We start from the raw sequence: 17,155 nt of genomic DNA on the forward strand, positions 1-17,155 counted from the left end.
TAACTGAGTTTCAGCTTTCAACCTTTCCCGACACTCTTCCCAAAGAAATTCTCTAATGCTATGATTGCTCTAGAATCGCGCAACCGCACCTTGAAAACTAAATATAGCTTGGCTTTCAGGCTCCTGCTATTGCAATTAATCAAAATCCCTATTAGGGATTGAAACAAGCAGGGGATTGGAAGACTTAGGGCAAGTAGGCGATTGCAATTAATCAAAATCCCTATTAGGGATTGAAACTCTGTACCATCTGCTTGTGTCCCAAATGGAGAGGAATTGCAATTAATCAAAATCCCTATTAGGGATTGAAACATAAATTCCCTAGTCCCTGCCCCAATTCGCAACACAAATTGCAATTAATCAAAATCCCTATTAGGGATTGAAACTTAAGTGCCGCGATCGCGGCAAAAACTATGAATTAATTGCAATTAATCAAAATCCCTATTAGGGATTGAAACAAAATGATTTGGCTTGTTCAATCTTTTCATATTTCTCAAATATTGCAATTAATCAAAATCCCTATTAGGGATTGAAACAGTAACTTCAACAACCCCAGCATTTCTTGGCACTGCATTGCAATTAATCAAAATCCCTATTAGGGATTGAAACGCCGCCGCCAGAGTGTCTTAAAATCCTGCTTCTTTGGCTTATTGCAATTACTCAAATCCCTATTAGGGATTAAAATATTTTTTTATCGCTTACCTGTTTTCCAATCTTCTCCACCAGATAACTGAGTTAAATTTTCAGCCAAAACTGCGGGTAACTCCTTAGCTGAATAGGAATAAGTTAGCGCCAAAAACTTCAATGCAGTCTGAATAATTTGGTCTCTATCCACTATTTCAGACAGTTGGAATTGATTATATACTCCATTCATTACTTCATCGCTGGCATCAGCGATCGCATCTTCAATCACTTCTTCTTCTATCAAGTTCTCCCACTCACCTAAATTAATATAGTAAGATTTTTTCTTATCTTTGATATTAAGACTTTTAATTTCTCGGATTGAATTACGAATAGAATTTGCCCATAAACCAGTTAATCTTTGTTCTACTTGGTTCTTAATCAAATGAATCAGCAGAATCCTTAAATAAGCTTGGATATTCCGCAGAATAGCTTGTTTACTCATGCCTTCTAATTCGTCTACAATCGCTAAGGCATCTGCATAACGTCCTTCCAAAATACTCTTTTTTAGGTCTATTAGTTCCTGCGTCATTTTTTCTCTGCCTACCTGCTTAAGTACTATATAAAAACAACCTATACTTTATTAATAGCAGAGTCTTTTAGCTGCCATTAATAAAGTAGTATTGTTCATTTATTCGCCTGTATCACTTGCAAACTCCCACCTGCATATAAAGTTGACTTACTCACTTCAAAGCCAGTCTTAGCTAACAACTCAGCTAAATCAGTTTTCAGTAATTCCCAAGCTGTTTCCGTCTCAAACAACAACAAAAACACCGATATCCCAGGCCAAAATATCGGATTTGTCGGAGCGTGAAAATCCACCAGCGTAAATACTCCTCCTGGCTTCAGCACCCGATAAACTTCATTAATAATTTTTCGTAATTGCTGAGGCTGCATCTCGTGTAATGCAACGCTGGTATGCACCACATCAAACAGATTGTCTGCAAATGGCATCTCCTCGGCAAAAGCTTCTATGTATGAAGCTTTCGGTACATTTAGCCGCGCCCGTTGCAAAGACTTGGGTGAAGCATCCAATCCTGTTACGTTTTGTGAAGTTTTTACTAAAAACTCTGTTGTTTGACCACTCCCACAACATAAATCTAAAACCTGAGAATCTGAGTGAATTGTTAAGCCTTGCAAAGCAAGTTGCCGAAAACGGGCTTCACCACCTACACTTAAGGCTGCTAAACGAGAGATACCATCATATAACCACTGATAACGGTAACTCCAATCTCTTAAAATTGTTGCCATTGCATATTTCCTTGCTATTAAGCTTTATATTTAATAAAGATATATTGTTAACATTAGTAAAAAACCTGAAAAGATTGGGGGAAAGTAACTGCTATGGGTCGTGTAGGCGTCTTATTACTCAATCTCGGTGGCCCTGATAAGCTAGAAGATGTTGGGCCGTTTTTGTACAATCTATTTTCCGATCCGGAAATTATTCGCCTACCATTTCGCTGGTTGCAAAAGCCCCTAGCCTGGTTTATTGCCACGCGCCGAACCAGAACATCTCAAGAAAATTATAAGCAAATCGGTGGTGGTTCCCCATTGCGGCGGATTACAGAAGCCCAAGGGGAAGCTTTAAAAGAACAGTTAGGTTTTTTGGGGCAAGAAGTTAATATTTACGTGGGAATGCGTTATTGGCATCCCTATACAGAAGAGGCGATCGCACAGATTACCCAAGATAAAATAGAACACCTGGTAATATTACCACTATATCCCCAGTTTTCTATCAGTACCAGTGGTTCCAGCTTCCGGCTTTTAGACAAGCTTTGGCAAGAAGATCCAAAACTTCAACCGATTGATTACACCGTCATTCCTTCTTGGTATAAACAACCAGGCTATCTTCAAGCAATGGCGCAACTCATAGCCCAGGAGCTTGAGCAATTTCCCAACCCGGATGATGTTCATATATTTTTCAGCGCTCACGGCGTTCCGAAAAGCTACGTTGAAGAAGCAGGCGACCCTTACCAGGCGGAAATTGAAGAATGTACTGCGTTGATTATGCAGACTCTCAATCGACCCAATGCCCACACTTTAGCTTACCAAAGTCGTGTCGGCCCAGTAGAATGGCTGCAACCCTATACTGAAGATGCCCTCAAAGAACTAGGCGCAGAAGGTGTGAAAGATTTGGTTGTGGTGCCAATCAGTTTTGTCTCAGAGCATATTGAGACACTACAAGAAATTGATATTGAGTATCGAGAAGTAGCCGAAGAATCAGGAATTCACAACTTCCGCCGCGTACCGGCTCCTAATACCCATCCAGTATTTATTAATGCACTAGCCGAATTAGTGATTGATGCGCTGAAAAACCCCAGTTTCAAGCTTTCGCAAGCTGCCCAAATGAAAAAGATGGTAAAGATGTACCCTCAAGAGCGTTGGGAGTGGGGTCTGACAACTAGTGCTGAAGTATGGAATGGTCGGATTGCGATGCTGGGTTTTATTGCCTTAATCGTAGAGCTGATTACCGGTCACGGCTTCTTGCACATGATTGGGCTTTTGCAGTAAATGAAAAGAGTTAGAAGTTAGGAGTTAGGAGTTGGGAGTTAGGAGTTTTAAATTTTTCTCGCTAACTTTTCACTTTTAACTTCTATCTTCATTCCTAACTTTTCTGCCGATACCAGTCATACCATTGCTTCGCACTACGAACTGCAAACCAGAGCAGTATTAAAGCAATTACTCCTCCTTGCCAAGGAGCATCAAAGGCAAATAGTACTAGAGCAATGCACAAGGTATCTTGAAGAAAGACTGCCCACAACGGTAAGCCACGTAATCGATAGAACCAACCAATTTGGACGAGTTGGAGTACCAAAGCTAATAAACCTCCAATTATGGCAATCAGCCAGTTTGGGGTTGCTGTTGCTGTAGCTACTCCTAACCCCATAATTGCACCCACAAGGGGAGACATGAATAGCTGAACCACTTGGAGCAATCTTTGCCCCCAGAGCTTTTTTGAGGCTAATAATTCAATTAATGACCAACTGGTGAGGCAACATAATAATATTGGTGGAGAAATATGAGATAAAATTGGAACTTGCGACCATAAGTTGCTACCCTGCAATAATCCAATAATTAGCAAAGGTATGCCTATTCTCATTCCTGCTGCCGCAGAGGCAGAAAGTGTGGCTAGGATTTCAATCATCAAAGCACTCGTAATATTAATAAATAAGTAAGTATTTGTTATGTATACTACCCAGTGTAGGCAATAATTACAGCATCAAATAGATTCCAGTATTAAATGTTGTTGGTATCTTTATATATATTTTTTGATAATATCTGCGTATTTTTTGGGTAACAGGTTTGTAGTAAGCGCTTAAGCGCTTACTACAAGCAAATTAATCCTAAATACTTAATCGTTGGTAAACTTCTTCTAAATGCCGCAGATGTTGCTGGGGGTCGAAACAAACCTCTAGTTCCGCCGAAGACAATTTTTGGGTAACACGCGGATCTTTACTAATCAAGTCTTGGAAGTTTCCTTCTGGCTGATTCCAAGCGGCGTGAGCGCTTTCTTGAACGATCGCATAAGCCTCTTCTCGGCTGCTTCCCTTGTCTATCAAAGCCAGTAAAACTTTTTGGCTAAACACAACGCCGCCATAACAGTTGAGATTCCGTTTCATGTTCTCAGGATAGACCAACAGGTTTTTGACCAAATCGGTTATTTCTGACAACATAAAGTGGGTCAAAGTACAAGCATCTGGCAAAATTACCCGTTCTACAGAACTGTGAGAAATGTCTCGCTCATGCCATAAAGCAACGTTTTCTAAAGCTGCACCAGCATGACTTCTGACGAGTCGTGCCATTCCCGTCAGTCGTTCCGAACGGATGGGGTTGCGCTTGTGTGGCATGGCTGAGGAGCCTTTTTGACCCTTGGCGAAGAATTCTTCAACTTCCAAAACGTCTGTTTTTTGGAGATTGCGAATTTCTACAGCAAAACGTTCAATGGTTGCGGCTACCAAAGCTAATTGTTGCACGTAGTCAGCGTGGCGATCGCGGGAAATAACTTGAGTTGAGGCCGTATCGGGTTCGAGTCCGAGTTTTTGACAAGCGATCGCTTCTACACGCGGTTCAATATTGGCATAGGTTCCCACCGCACCGGAAATCTTACCCACAGCGATCGTTTTGCGGAGTATTCTCAGGCGTTCTTGGTGTCGCAACACCTCTGCTAACCAACCAGCTAATTTAAAACCGAAAGTAATCGGTTCAGCGTGAATACCGTGCGATCGGCCAGCCATCACTGTATGACGATGTTCCCGTGCTTTTTGGCGAATTGCCTCAATCAAATCTTCCAGACGTTGCAATAATAGATCCAGGCTGGCAACTAATTGCACTGCTAAAGCTGTATCCAAAACATCCGAACTAGTTAAACCCAGGTGAATATAGCGTCCGGCATCACCAACATATTCATTGACATTTGTCAAGAAAGCAATGACATCGTGGCGGACTACAGCCTCAATTTCCAGCACCCGCTTTGGATCGAAATCTGCCTTGGCTTTAATTTCCTCAACCGCCTCAGATGGAATGTAACCAAGTTCAGCTTGAGCCTCACAAACAGCAATTTCCACTTGCAGCCAAGTTTTTAGTTTATAGGCTTCACTCCACAGATTAGCCATTTCGGGCAAAGTATAACGCTCAATCACAGTTCGGCACAGAATACAACCGTCATATTTTACAGTCTAATTAATGTCTAATTAATGTAGATCGCTTTTTAACGCTACTTTTTGCTCAGGGACGATACTAGTTTTTGAATCCGACATGATAATACTAATCCTGCCGTCAGCCTCTATATACGCGAACTTCACATCAGCTAAAAATTCTACACCTTGCTGACGTAACTTGCTCATCAATTCATCATCTGTAATTAACTCTCGTTGCAGATGGCGTTCAATCATCCGACCGTTTTTTACTAGGAGCAACGGTGGCGGATTCAGGAAACGTTGGAACTGGGGAAGTTTGTAACCCAACCAGTTCAGCAAGTAACTCCAAAAAATCACTGTTCCTACCAGGATAGCCCCTTCAGTAATTGATGTGTAATTACTTGCCATAGCATTTTGAGCAGCTTCCGCAAATAGCACAACTACAAGTAAATCAGTAATTCCTAATGTTCCTAATTGTCGGCTAGGAAGTAGTCTTAGCACTGAGAACAACGCTAAGTAGACTAGCGATCCGCGGATAATCAACTCAAAGATGCTGATGCTAGGAATAAAAATTGCTTGCCAATTGATAAAAAACCATTTTTCCATTAGCACTGATTTTCTTCCTTGTTCAATAGACTTCTGGAAAAAATCCAGTATAAAAAAGAGTCAGAATTCAGAATTGCTGAATACTCTACGCATCAACTGTAGCAAGAAAAACGAGTTCGCTTGACTGGATATTAGATACTTAAATATCTATTAGATTTATATTTATAAATCTTCAGTAATTAAGAATTAAAAACGCTGATTTTTTCTTCTCTGCTTTAAGCGTTTAGGCTTCCTAAAATACTGAAAGAAGCGATTAATAAAGCGAGAAGATGGCTTTTTCTGACTCGATGTTTGTTCTCTTGGAGCCTTGCCATTATAGTTTGTGTTATCAGATATGTGTACAGCATTTTTAGTTGGAACTATGCCGCTGCCATGCCTTCGGGAATAAACTTGAGTAAATTCTGCACCGAAGAAAAGAATTTGTGCGGCGTAGTTAACCCAAGCTAAAATCACCACCAGTGAACCAGCAGCACCATAGGTCGATCCAAAACTGCCATTACCTAAATATTGTCCTAATAAAAATTTTCCAATCGAGAACAAAACTGAGGTGAGAGCAGCTCCAACTAAAACATCACTCCATGCAATTTTGACATCTGGTAGAACTTTAAATATTAGTCCAAACAGTACTGTCGTGATTGCAAAAGAGATGATTAAATTGGCAATCTGCCAGATAAAATCGAAACCTGGCAATAAGTTACTAAAGTATGTTACTAAGGTTGCTAATATCGTACTAATTACTAGAGAAACTAAAAGTAAAAAGCCAATTCCGATCACCATTGCAAAGGACAAAACGCGGAGGCGAATCATGTTATTTATGCCACGTCCAGGTTTGGGTTTCACTTCCCAAATCGTGTTCATGGCATCTTGCAACTCAGTAAATAAGCCTGTAGCACCCACTAGTAGAACTAGGACACTAATAATCGAAGCGATCGCTCCTGTCTTTGGTTGGTTAGCATTTTGGATGGCTGTTTCGAGAAACTTTGCGCCATCTACCCCAACTAAACCTTGAATTTGTCCGACAATTTGACCTCTTGCCGCTTCCTCTCCAAATACTGCTCCTGCGATCGCAATTACAATAATTAGCAATGGTGCAATGGAAAAAATCGTGTAATAAGCTAACGCCGCCGCTAACCGCGAGGCTTTATCGTCACTCCATTCTTTGAATGTCTCTTGTAATAACTTCCAAATTTCTTGCAAATTCATCCAATCAGTCTCCTTCTAGGGAATGTTGCTTAGTCCCTGATATATTGGATACTGATTTACTGAGTTGTGACATCCTCCCAAGGGTATTTGTAAAACGTTCTTGGGGAGGAATTTAGAATTTTGTAGTGACATGACAATGCGACCGCGCCAATTGGCGATAATAAAAATGCGCTGATGTTGATATAGCAAAGCAATTTTTACCTAGAAGCAATGACACAGACCGCAGCAATTACAGAAGCGATTACCACTCTTGAAGATGCAGAAAATCGATTTGGTTTTGTTCGTGTTGAAAACGAGCAATTTTTCCCAGAGTGGTATGAAGGATTGTCTGAAATTACGGAAGCGGAAAAAGCTTCTGTGGATGTCGTGCGGCGGAGGTATCTTTATCACCGTGCCGGAGGTGATTTACTAGAAGGGACAGTCATCTTGTTGTTGGTGTCACCAATACTTGCCCTCTCTGGATTTTACGATCCTCCTTTCAGAATTAAGGCTGAATCATCTGTGGAACTCATGGTGAATGATGACGAGGAGATACTGCGTGGACGAATTGATGTTTTAGTTTTACAAGATCAGTTATGGGTGATGGTGTTGGAGTCGAAAAAAACCACACTCTCAGTTTGGTCTGCTGTACCGCAAGCCCTAGCTTATATGATGGCTAACCCCAATTCCAGTAAACCTGTGTTTGGGATGGTGACGAATGGAGACGATATTTTATTTGTCAAAGTGACGCAAACAAATACACCACAGTACGATTTGTCAAGAGTTTTTGCTCCATTTGCATCCGCGAGAGAACTGTACGCAGTTTTGCAAATTCTCAAGCGTATTGGTGAGTTAATTTCTCCTACGTCTTAGCGTTACCTTTTCCCTTTTATTGCATTCTATCGATTGTGCGATACTGAATTGCTTCCGCTACATGATTAGTTTTTAGCTCATCTTCTCCTGCTAAATCTGCAATAGTCCGTGCTACTTTGAGAATGCGATCGCTTGCTCTTGCCGATAAGCCTAATTTTCTAATTGCTGCTTCTAATAAATTGCGGCTAGCATCATCTAACTTGCACCATCTTTGAAGATGGCGACTTTGCAAATGAGCATTGCAACGCAGATTTGCTTCTCCTTGGAAACGGGTAATTGCGCGATCGCTTGCTTGTTGCACTCGTTCGCGTACTGATATTGATGTTTCTCCCGTCGGTTGTTGGGTAATTTCTTCTGGTTTCAAGCGATTCACTGCAACTTGTAAATCAATTCGATCCATCAACGGCCCAGAAAGTTTTGCCCAATATTGCTCGCGTTGACGGGGAGAGCAAGTACATTGTTGGATGGTATCGCCATAGTAGCCGCAAGGACAGGGATTGGTACTCGCCACCAAAGTAAACTGCGCGGGAAACATTACCGATAATTTGGTGCGGGAAATTGTGACGTAGCCATCTTCTAGAGGTTGACGCAAAAATTCTAAAACATCTCGTTTAAATTCCGTAAGTTCATCAAGAAATAGCACACCTCTGTGAGATAATGATATTTCTCCAGGACGAGGGAAGCTACCACCGCCAACTAGAGAAGGCCCGGATGCTGAGTGGTGGGGACTGCGAAAAGGGCGATCGCGTACCAATGAACCACGATTTTTCAATAAACCAGCTACCGAATGAATACGAGTCACTTCTAAAGATTCGGCAAAACTCAACGGCGGTAAAATTCCTGGTAAGCGCCTTGCTAGCATGGTTTTCCCACTACCAGGCGGCCCAACAAAAATGAGATTATGCCCACCAGCCGCAGCAATTTCTAAAGCACGACGCCCATGAGCTTGTCCTTTCACATCATGCAAATCTGCGCCAGGGTAGGACACTATTGTTGTCTGTGTTGTACTATCTATCTGCACAGGTTTGTAACGCCCTGGATTATTTAAAAAATCCACCACCTCAGACAAATGCTTGCAGCCATAAACAGCCAAATCTTCAACCACTGCCGCTTCTTGGGCATTATCAACAGGAAGAACTAAACCTGCAATTCCCATCTTTTGGGCTGCTGCTGCGATCGGTAAGACACCAGCTACCGGACGTAAACTGCCATCCAAAGAGACTTCGCCCAAAAATAGATAATCCCCTAACAAATCAGCGCTAACTTGCTCAGAAGCCGCCAAAATTCCCACACTAATAGGCAAATCGAAACAGGGGCCTTCTTTGCGTAAATCTGCCGGAGTTAAATTAATTACTATCTTTCGCATCGGAAAGGCAAAGCCAGTATTTTTCAGAGTTGCTTTGACTCTTTCTCTTGATTCTTGAATCGCTGAATCTGGCAGTCCCAAGACAACAATTCCCGGTAATCCCCCTGACACATCGACTTCCACGCCTACTTTGACGGCATCGATGCCCACAATTGATGCACTCCAGACTCTAGCAAGCATTGCTTATATAACGGTAAACCTTTAAAATCTCTAGCAGATGAGTTGGTAAATTGGCATTAGTAAAACCACATAGACGATTTTTTGGAATTAAGGCTAGTAATCTGTCAATTTGAAATTGATGGGTAAGCAAGTTCGTAGTAAGGACTTTAGTCCTTATTCTCTAAGCAATAAAGTGCTTACTACAAACCCTTAAAACTACAGAGAAGTCTTTACAGCAATTCGAGAGGTAAAATAACTATTGGAAAAATTATTAAAAATATCAAATATTATTGATAATTGCACTGAACGCATTGGTCGATTTACCAGTTGGCTGGTACTAGTAATGATTGTACTTGGCGTATGGAATGTTATCGGGCGATATCTTGGAAGAATTAGCGGTAACAACTTCACCTCCAACGCCTACATAGAATCTCAATGGTATATTTTTGATTTAGTTTTCTTATTGGGAGCAGCTTACACCCTCAAGCACAACGAACACGTGCGGGTTGATATTTTTTACAGTAATTGGCCGCCTCGACGAAAAGCACTTGCAGACTTAGTAGGGACTATATTTTTCCTCATTCCATTCTGTATCATTACGATCGCTTTTTCTTGGGATGCGGTTGTGGCTTCATGGCTAATTAAGGAAGCCTCATCCGATCCTGGAGGATTGCCTCGTTACCCTATTAAAGCGATGATTATTGTCGGCTTTGTGCTGCTGATTTTCCAGGGAATTTCTCAGGCGATCAAAAACTTGGTAATTCTTCAAAGCAAGGAGGAAAATCATGACACTGGCTTATGAATGGTTGGGGCCAGTGATGTTTGCTGGTGCTTTGGTGCTGCTGTCGCTGGGGTATCCGGTGGCTTTTTCTTTGGGTGGTGTGGCAATTTTATTTGGAATATTGGGAATTAGCTTAGGTGTATTTGACCCAGTGTTTCTGACTGCCATGCCACAACGGATTTTTGGCATCATGGCAAACTATACGTTATTAGCTATCCCTTACTTCATCTTCATGGGGGCAATGCTGGAGAAATCGGGGATAGCGGAAAGACTCTTAGAAACGATGGGAATTTTGTTGGGACGCTTGCGTGGCGGACTGGCTTTAGCTGTGATTTTGGTGGGGGCGCTGTTAGCAGCAACTACTGGGGTAGTGGCGGCGACTGTGGTGGCGATGGGTTTGATTTCTCTGCCAATTATGCTCCGCTATGGTTACAGCAAAGAATTAGCTACTGGTGTGATAGCTGCATCAGGAACCTTGGGGCAAATTATCCCGCCGAGTGTGGTGTTGGTAGTGCTGGGCGACCAATTGGGTGTATCGGTAGGCGATTTGTTCATCGGTTCGGTGATTCCCGGTTTGATGATGGCTGGTGCATTTGCCCTACACGTGCTGATTGTGGCATTTTTGAAGCCAGATTTAGCACCAGCTTTACCTGCTGAGGTGAGAGAAATTGGTGGTAAAGCTTTGGGAAGGCGGGTAGTTCAGGTGATGATACCGCCTTTGATACTAATTTTGTTGGTGCTGGGGAGTATATTTTTTGGCATTGCTACGCCGACAGAAGCGGGTGCAGTGGGTTGTGGTGGTGCGATCGCACTGGCAGCTGCAAATCGTAAACTTACCTTAGAATCTCTGCGTCAAGTTTGTGATGCTACTTTGCGAATCACCAGCATGGTAGTTTTTATCCTATTTGGCTCCACAGCTTTTAGTTTAGTCTTTCGAGGGTTAAATGGCGATCGCTTCATGTTTGATGTTCTCGCCAATCTCCCAGGTGGTAAAACTGGCTTTTTGGTTGTCAGTATGGCGGTGGTATTTATCCTCGGCTTTTTCATTGATTTTTTCGAGATTGCCTTTATTGTCGTGCCGTTGTTTGTACCAGTTGCCCAAAACTTAGGTATTGACTTGATTTGGTATGGTGTAGTTTTGGGAGCAAATTTGCAAACATCTTTCCTCACCCCTCCCTTTGGCTTTGCACTGTTTTACCTGCGGGGTGTCGCCCCACCAGAAGTTACGACAAAAGATATCTATCGCGGTGTAATACCGTTTATTTTGTTGCAACTATTGGTGGTGGTGTTAATTATTCTTTTCCCCGGAATTGTCAGTTTCTTACCTTCTTTGGGAAACTAGCGCTCTCCTAGAAACAAGACAGGAGGCAGTGTTTCGACTACGATCAACAACCAAAGAGGATTTGATTTGTTTCTTCCATCCATAACGGAAGCGAGCGCGTTCGTAAACAGCTTTCATCACTCTCAGCATCATCTGACCAAGTTTTAGTGAGTAGAGCATTGGTTATCGCTTTTTGCTGGTTTCTTCATAAACGTATTTAACCGCTTTTTCTAATTCTTCTTGACTCTTTTTTATTTCAACTTGTAATCTTAAGACCATCACTCTTAAACCAAATTTACTGTTGTTGATAATTTAGCGCAGCTTCATACAGAAATGGTATTAGTGTAATAGTTGATTTTTTGTTTACATCTAGTTGTTAAATTGATTATCATAATGATCGGATTTCAAACTAAATCTAATTTATTTGGACAGGAAAGAACACTGATAGATTTGCTCTGCCAAAGGGTGAAAAACCAGCCGCATCAACCAGCTTACATATTTCTTCAAGATGGTGAAATAGAAACTAACCGTCTAACCTACCAGGAATTGGAAAATAAAGTAAAGGCGATCGCGGCTCATCTCCAATCGTTCTCTTCACCAGGAGATAGAGCTTTGCTACTTTACCCACCAGGATTAGACTTTATCACAGGCTTCTTCGCCTGTCTCTATGCAGGCATTATTGGCGTTCCTGCCTATCCACCCAAACGCAATCAAAAACTATCTCGATTGCAGGCGATCGTTCGAGATGCTGACGCTACCTTGTTATTAACTACCGCAGATATCTCCCAACTTATTGAGCAAAATGGAGTGGAAGAACCCGCATTCACACAATTACATTGGGTTTTCACTGATAGCGTAGCAACAACACCTGATGACTTCACCCCTCTAGTAGTGGAACACAATACCCTGGCATTATTACAGTACACCTCTGGATCAACAGGCACACCCAAAGGGGTAAAGGTTTCCCACGGCAATTTGATCCACAACTGTACTGTCATCCGAGAATGTTTTGAAGAAACGAGTGAAAGTCTTGGTTTATCTTGGTTGCCGCCTTACCATGATATGGGATTAGTCGGAGGGATACTCCAACCTCTATCTGCGGGATTTCCTGTAATCTTCATGCCACCAATGGCATTTCTGCAAAACCCGATTCGTTGGTTAAAGGGAATTTCAAATTACAAAGTAACGGTTAGTGGAGGACCTAGCTTTGCTTATGAACTCTGCACCCAAAACCTTAAGCCAGAACAATTAGAGAACCTCGATCTCAGCAGTTGGGAAATTGCCCTCAATGGTGGCGAACCCATTCAAGCAGAAACTATAGAGTCTTTTAACAAGCTGTTTTCGCCCTACGGATTTCGCCCTAGAACCTTTCAAACCTGCTATGGAATGGCAGAGACAACCCTGCTAGTAACTGGAGTGAAGAAAGCAGAAGTACCGACCATCAAGGTTTGCGATGCCAAGGCTTTAGAGCAAAACCAAGTAGTTAGCTGCGATAGCGATCGCCTTTATCGGAAATTAGTTAGTTGCGGTCATCCTTGGTTAAATCAAATTGTAGCGATCGCCAATCCAGTTTCATTAACTAAATGCGAAGCAGGACAAGTGGGAGAAATCTGGGTTGCTGGTGAGAGTGTCACACAAGGATATTGGAATCGATCTGAGGAAACTCAGAAAACATTTGGTGCTTATCTGGCTGATACGGGAGAAGGGCCGTTTTTGCGAACCGGAGATTTAGGTTTTTGGGAAGATGAAGCTGGGTTATTTATTACGGGTCGTCTCAAGGATTTGTTGGTAATTCGAGGACGAAATCATTATCCTCAAGACATTGAACAAACAGTGGAAATTAGTCATCCAGGGTTAGCCTTTCACAGTAGTGCCGCCTTTACTGTGGAAATGGATGGAAGCGATTGCCTGATTGTTGTTTCTGAAGTGAAGCGAACTTATCTGCGGAATCTCAATGTTGACGAGGTTGTGAAAGCCATTAGGAAAGAAGTCTTAAGGGAACACGATCTACAAGTTTATCGAATTTTGCTGCTCAAACCGGGAACTCTCCCCAAAACATCCAGTGGTAAGATTCAGCGCCTTATCTGTCGGGAGAATTTCTTGGCGGGTAATTTGTCATCAATAAACTCAGAATTGACAGATATTCCTCTTCACCTCAACAAGTATGCCCAGCCGTATAGTGTGGAGTCAATTCAAAATTGGATATCCCAGTGGCTAGCTGCAAAATTGAATATTCCCATACAATCCATTTACCCAAAGGAATCTTTTGAAACCTATGGTTTGGATTCTATTCAAGTAGCAAAATTTATTCAAGACTTGGAGGCTTGGTCAGGTTATTTACTCAACATTTCTACACTGCAAACATTTGGAGCGATCGCCACTTTAGCCCAATATCTCACTCAAGAACTAGCTCACCATAATGACCAGCCTTTAACTCAAATTCCACCTGAACATTATCAATTTGAGTGCTTTCCAGAATATGCACAACTCCAACAACGATTAACCCAGATTCAAACTCTGGAAATCCCCAATCCTTATTTTCAGATGCAGGAATCCCTAACTAGGGATTGCACTCAAGTTCAGGGACGTACACTGATTAATTATTCCACTTACAACTATTTGGGCTTGTCAGGAGATCCGACAGTTTCCGCAGCAGCTAAAGATGCGATCGATCGCTATGGTACATCGGTTGGTGCTAGCCGTTTAGCATCAGGCGAACGTCTTCTACATCAAGAACTAGAACAAGAAATTACAGAGTTTCTTGGCGTAGAAGACTGCATTGTTTACGTTAGCGGTCATGCAACCAACGTTACTACCATTGGACACCTGTTTAATTCCCAGGATTTAATCTTTTATGATGCCCTGAGTCACAATAGTATTTTGCAAGGCTGTGCTTTGTCCGGTGCCAAGACTGTGCCTTTTCCCCACAATGATTGTCAAGCTCTAGATGAGATGTTGCAAGACCAACGTCAACACTATCGGCGAGTTCTGATTGTCATTGAAGGCATTTACAGCATGGATGGGGATATCCCGGACTTGCCCCGGTTTATTGAACTGAAGCAACGCCACAAAGCTTTACTCATGGTAGACGAAGCCCATTCTATTGGCGTACTGGGTCAGCAAGGACGGGGTATTGGTGAGTTTTTTGGTGTGCAACCAGCGGATGTTGATCTATGGATGGGAACTCTCAGTAAAGCTTTTGCGAGTTGTGGGGGATATATTGCCGGGTCTAAAGCCTTGGTGAATTATTTAAAATATACTGCCCCTGGTTTTGTTTACAGTGTGGGATTATCCCCCGCCAATACCGCCGCCGCCTTAACAGCCTTGCGTTTACTTAAAGTTCAACCCACACGAGTTAAAATTTTACAGCAGCGATCGCAATACTTTTTAAAACTGGCTAGAGCTAAGGGTTGGAATACAGCCACAAGCCAAAATTCTCCGATTATTCCCATTGTGGTGGGGAATTCTTTAACCTGTATTCAGCTTTCTCATCTTCTTTTCCAAGCAGGTATTAACGTTCAACCAATCATTTATCCAGCCGTTGCCAATCATGCCGCACGTCTGCGATTTTTTATCAGTTGTCTTCACACAGAAGAACAAATTAACACCACGATCGCAGCCTTGGCGATCGCATTTACCCAAGTACCTAATAGCATAGAAGATGTATAAACATGCAATTATTACTGGTGGTTCCAGTGGTATTGGGAAAGCGATCGCTAAACTTCTGGTGCAATCTGGTAGTAGTATCTCTATCATTGCTCGCACTCAGACTCAGCTCGACTCTACCAAAGCAGAACTCGAAACCTTTAAAACCGATCCCAATCAGCAAATATTAGTTATTTCCGCAGATGTATCCGAACGCGAACAAGTGGAAAATGCGATCGCATCTGCCATTATTCAGCTAGGTGTACCGGACTTATTGATTACCTCTGCGGGGATTGCCCATCCAGGGTATTTTGCCGAACTACCTATGGCAATTTTTGAACAAACAATGGCGATCAATTACTTTGGGACTCTTTATTGTATTAAGGCTGTCTTACCCAGCATGATACAGCAGGGAAAAGGTCATATTGTCGTCATTTCTTCGGGAGCCGGATTAATTGGTTTATACGGTTATACGCCCTATAGTCCCAGTAAATTTGCTGTGCGAGGATTAGCTGAGTCACTGCGGGCAGAACTCAAAACCGTAGGTATCCACATTTCCATTGTTTACCCACCAGATACAGATACGCCTCAATTGGCAGCCGAAAATAAAACTAAGCCAATGGAAACAAAACTGATTACCCAATCCGCCCAAATCTTGACAGCCGAGAAAGTCGCCTTTGATAGCTTACTGGGAGTGAAACGAAAAGTGTTTGTAATTACACCAGGAATAGAAATGTCTTTACTGTTGCGGTTTCATAGCCTTTTTGTGCCCATACTGCAATGGTATTTTGACCGTGTTGTGTGGCGATCGCACAATATCAAGAAACGCGATAATAATGTTTAAAAATTGATCGCTAACTGCATCATTTTGCCCAATTGTTCACTAAACGTTAATCACAGTTAATAAACTTCATCATGTGTCCCGATGTCGAGCAAAACAATGACTTCGCTATTCGTTTGTGCATCCTGTTCAATGGAGAAGACAACACGACAATCATAGCCGCAAGAGCAGGACTGAAGACCATCAAGTTTGCCGCTCAGTTTGTGCGTGCCTAAGGCTGGGGCAAATACGTCGGCTTCCATTTGTTGAAGAGTGTCTTCAATGCGTTCCTGAAGTTCAGCATTTCGCTTCACAAACTTACGGAATGCTCGTTGGAATTTTGGGGTTAAAACCAGCAGTCTCATTTCTCTGGTTCATTTAAAGACTGGCGTAATGCTGCAACGACATTTTGAGCTGACTGATGCCGAAATTTACCTGTATGGAAATCAGCTAGGGTTTGTTGAGCATCCTTAGCTATTTCTGCACGACGATTTTCGTGGTGGCGGTTTTGTAGGATTTTGATCAGCATTTCTTGCTGTTCAGAGGAAAGTTGCAAAGCATCTTCCAGCACTTGTTCGAGGGTTATCATGATGGAATTAGACTATCAACTCTAAGGTTAAAACAGATTACAAAGTTAAGTGAATTATAGCGTGTTGGGTTGCACTTCGCTTAACCCAACCTACGTTTCTAACGATCTGGCAGACAGTGTGTATATCGTGAAACGTTCTTCCTGTTCATCCTGAATTAGCAATTGAACATTCTCTAGCTCTCGCCATGACTGTGCTTTCACAACTTCTATGAACTCATCTACTTTTAGGAAGTTGAAAGCTCCGCCATACACACGAGCTTGCATTGCCTTTCCACCACTGCTTACATGCTCATTTAAATTATCGAGTACACCTTTACCATTTTCTTGAAGCCATAGATTGATATTTTCAAGCCCAGGGATACTTTCAAATTCTTCTCCGTCATCGTCATAAACCTCTGCCAAACTAATACCAATTTAATATGAAGCTGCATATAATAGAGGGAAGCAAACTTGATAAATTTGAATACTCATGAGCCGTCCTTTTGAGATTGAAATCGC

16 protein-coding genes and 1 CRISPR repeat array are annotated in these 17,155 nt (G+C 42.1%); of the genes, 6 read left to right on the top strand and 10 right to left on the bottom strand.

The features are described from left to right. Positions 1-128 precede the first annotated feature (128 nt). Positions 129-606: direct repeats of the CRISPR family, unit length 37 nt; unit sequence ATTGCAATTAATCAAAATCCCTATTAGGGATTGAAAC. Between the two features lie 82 nt (positions 607-688). Both V7K53_RS27130 and V7K53_RS27135 read right to left on the bottom strand, forming a co-directional pair. Then, positions 689-1,210: a hypothetical protein gene (locus V7K53_RS27130; protein ID WP_335200597.1), complete on the bottom strand. Its 522-nt coding sequence runs from the start codon at positions 1,208-1,210 to the stop codon at positions 689-691. Positions 1,211-1,305: 95 nt separating this feature from the next. Then, complete coding sequence (locus V7K53_RS27135; protein ID WP_335200598.1) at positions 1,306-1,929, bottom strand: class I SAM-dependent methyltransferase; 624 nt, start codon at positions 1,927-1,929, stop codon at positions 1,306-1,308. 93 nt (positions 1,930-2,022) lie between these two features. Between V7K53_RS27135 and hemH the strand changes: the two genes are divergently transcribed. After that, complete coding sequence (gene hemH, locus V7K53_RS27140; protein WP_335200599.1) at positions 2,023-3,189, top strand: ferrochelatase; 1,167 nt, start codon at positions 2,023-2,025, stop codon at positions 3,187-3,189. Positions 3,190-3,283: 94 nt separating this feature from the next. Here the strand turns inward: hemH and V7K53_RS27145 are convergent, their stop codons facing one another. The 4 genes from V7K53_RS27145 to V7K53_RS27160 form a co-directional block, all read right to left on the bottom strand. Further along, the gene (locus tag V7K53_RS27145; protein WP_335000279.1) at positions 3,284-3,823 is read right to left on the bottom strand and encodes a DUF4126 domain-containing protein; all 540 of its coding nucleotides are present in this window, start codon (positions 3,821-3,823) and stop codon (positions 3,284-3,286) included. A gap of 199 nt (positions 3,824-4,022) precedes the next feature. Continuing rightward, entirely contained in the window at positions 4,023-5,318 is a 1,296-nt protein-coding gene (gene purB, locus V7K53_RS27150) for an adenylosuccinate lyase (protein ID WP_335200600.1), read from the bottom strand. A 51-nt stretch (positions 5,319-5,369) separates the two neighbouring features. Next, the gene (locus V7K53_RS27155) at positions 5,370-5,921 is read right to left on the bottom strand and encodes a DUF421 domain-containing protein (RefSeq protein ID WP_292737422.1); all 552 of its coding nucleotides are present in this window, start codon (positions 5,919-5,921) and stop codon (positions 5,370-5,372) included. Positions 5,922-6,107: 186 nt separating this feature from the next. Further along, complete coding sequence (locus tag V7K53_RS27160) at positions 6,108-7,124, bottom strand: YihY/virulence factor BrkB family protein (protein ID WP_335200601.1); 1,017 nt, start codon at positions 7,122-7,124, stop codon at positions 6,108-6,110. A gap of 210 nt (positions 7,125-7,334) precedes the next feature. On the opposite strand from V7K53_RS27160, the gene V7K53_RS27165 reads away from it, so the two are divergent. Further along, positions 7,335-7,976, top strand: a complete 642-nt coding sequence (locus tag V7K53_RS27165; protein WP_335200602.1) for a type I restriction endonuclease — start codon at positions 7,335-7,337, stop codon at positions 7,974-7,976. A gap of 16 nt (positions 7,977-7,992) precedes the next feature. On the opposite strand, the gene V7K53_RS27170 is transcribed toward V7K53_RS27165, so the two are convergent. Further along, on the bottom strand, positions 7,993-9,522 hold the full coding sequence (locus V7K53_RS27170) for a YifB family Mg chelatase-like AAA ATPase (protein WP_335200603.1): 1,530 nt from the start codon (positions 9,520-9,522) through the stop codon (positions 7,993-7,995). Positions 9,523-9,760: 238 nt separating this feature from the next. On the opposite strand from V7K53_RS27170, the gene V7K53_RS27175 reads away from it, so the two are divergent. The 4 genes from V7K53_RS27175 to V7K53_RS27190 all read left to right on the top strand — a co-directional run bounded on the left by V7K53_RS27175 (position 9,761) and on the right by V7K53_RS27190 (position 16,092). Then, positions 9,761-10,303, top strand: a complete 543-nt coding sequence (locus tag V7K53_RS27175; protein ID WP_335200604.1) for a TRAP transporter small permease subunit — start codon at positions 9,761-9,763, stop codon at positions 10,301-10,303. Continuing rightward, positions 10,287-11,624, top strand: coding sequence for a TRAP transporter large permease (locus V7K53_RS27180; protein ID WP_335200605.1), 1,338 nt, complete (start codon positions 10,287-10,289; stop codon positions 11,622-11,624). The genes V7K53_RS27175 and V7K53_RS27180 overlap by 17 nt, the downstream gene beginning before the upstream one ends. A gap of 372 nt (positions 11,625-11,996) precedes the next feature. After that, positions 11,997-15,272, top strand: a complete 3,276-nt coding sequence (locus V7K53_RS27185; RefSeq protein ID WP_335200606.1) for an aminotransferase class I/II-fold pyridoxal phosphate-dependent enzyme — start codon at positions 11,997-11,999, stop codon at positions 15,270-15,272. Beyond that, the gene (locus V7K53_RS27190; RefSeq protein ID WP_335200607.1) at positions 15,265-16,092 is read left to right on the top strand and encodes an SDR family oxidoreductase; all 828 of its coding nucleotides are present in this window, start codon (positions 15,265-15,267) and stop codon (positions 16,090-16,092) included. The genes V7K53_RS27185 and V7K53_RS27190 overlap by 8 nt, the downstream gene beginning before the upstream one ends. Positions 16,093-16,148: 56 nt before the next feature. Here the strand turns inward: V7K53_RS27190 and V7K53_RS27195 are convergent, their stop codons facing one another. The 3 genes from V7K53_RS27195 to V7K53_RS27205 all read right to left on the bottom strand — a co-directional run bounded on the left by V7K53_RS27195 (position 16,149) and on the right by V7K53_RS27205 (position 17,059). Further along, positions 16,149-16,433, bottom strand: coding sequence for a type II toxin-antitoxin system RelE/ParE family toxin (locus V7K53_RS27195; protein WP_335200608.1), 285 nt, complete (start codon positions 16,431-16,433; stop codon positions 16,149-16,151). Beyond that, positions 16,430-16,657 (bottom strand): hypothetical protein, encoded by a 228-nt coding sequence (locus V7K53_RS27200; protein ID WP_335200609.1) that lies wholly within the window; start codon positions 16,655-16,657, stop codon positions 16,430-16,432. The genes V7K53_RS27195 and V7K53_RS27200 overlap by 4 nt, the downstream gene beginning before the upstream one ends. A 90-nt stretch (positions 16,658-16,747) precedes the next feature. Continuing rightward, positions 16,748-17,059, bottom strand: a complete 312-nt coding sequence (locus tag V7K53_RS27205) for a hypothetical protein (RefSeq protein WP_335200610.1) — start codon at positions 17,057-17,059, stop codon at positions 16,748-16,750. Positions 17,060-17,155 lie beyond the last annotated feature (96 nt).

Source organism: Nostoc sp., from assembly GCF_036917355.1.
Lineage (GTDB): Bacteria > Cyanobacteriota > Cyanobacteriia > Cyanobacteriales > Nostocaceae > Nostoc.

Bases quoted from the DNA above. Each gene is read 5' to 3' on its own strand.
- V7K53_RS27130 (WP_335200597.1), bottom strand. From the start codon at position 1,210: ATGACGCAGGAACTAATAGACCTAAAAAAGAGTATTTTGGAAGGACGT.
- V7K53_RS27135 (WP_335200598.1), bottom strand. From the start codon at position 1,929: ATGGCAACAATTTTAAGAGATTGGAGTTACCGTTATCAGTGGTTATAT.
- hemH (WP_335200599.1), top strand. From the start codon at position 2,023: ATGGGTCGTGTAGGCGTCTTATTACTCAATCTCGGTGGCCCTGATAAG.
- V7K53_RS27145 (WP_335000279.1), bottom strand. From the start codon at position 3,823: ATGATTGAAATCCTAGCCACACTTTCTGCCTCTGCGGCAGCAGGAATG.
- V7K53_RS27155 (WP_292737422.1), bottom strand. From the start codon at position 5,921: ATGGAAAAATGGTTTTTTATCAATTGGCAAGCAATTTTTATTCCTAGC.
- V7K53_RS27160 (WP_335200601.1), bottom strand. From the start codon at position 7,124: ATGAATTTGCAAGAAATTTGGAAGTTATTACAAGAGACATTCAAAGAA.
- V7K53_RS27165 (WP_335200602.1), top strand. From the start codon at position 7,335: ATGACACAGACCGCAGCAATTACAGAAGCGATTACCACTCTTGAAGAT.
- V7K53_RS27170 (WP_335200603.1), bottom strand. From the start codon at position 9,522: ATGCTTGCTAGAGTCTGGAGTGCATCAATTGTGGGCATCGATGCCGTC.
- V7K53_RS27180 (WP_335200605.1), top strand. From the start codon at position 10,287: ATGACACTGGCTTATGAATGGTTGGGGCCAGTGATGTTTGCTGGTGCT.
- V7K53_RS27185 (WP_335200606.1), top strand. From the start codon at position 11,997: ATGATCGGATTTCAAACTAAATCTAATTTATTTGGACAGGAAAGAACA.
- V7K53_RS27190 (WP_335200607.1), top strand. From the start codon at position 15,265: ATGTATAAACATGCAATTATTACTGGTGGTTCCAGTGGTATTGGGAAA.
- V7K53_RS27195 (WP_335200608.1), bottom strand. From the start codon at position 16,433: ATGAGACTGCTGGTTTTAACCCCAAAATTCCAACGAGCATTCCGTAAG.
- V7K53_RS27200 (WP_335200609.1), bottom strand. From the start codon at position 16,657: ATGATAACCCTCGAACAAGTGCTGGAAGATGCTTTGCAACTTTCCTCT.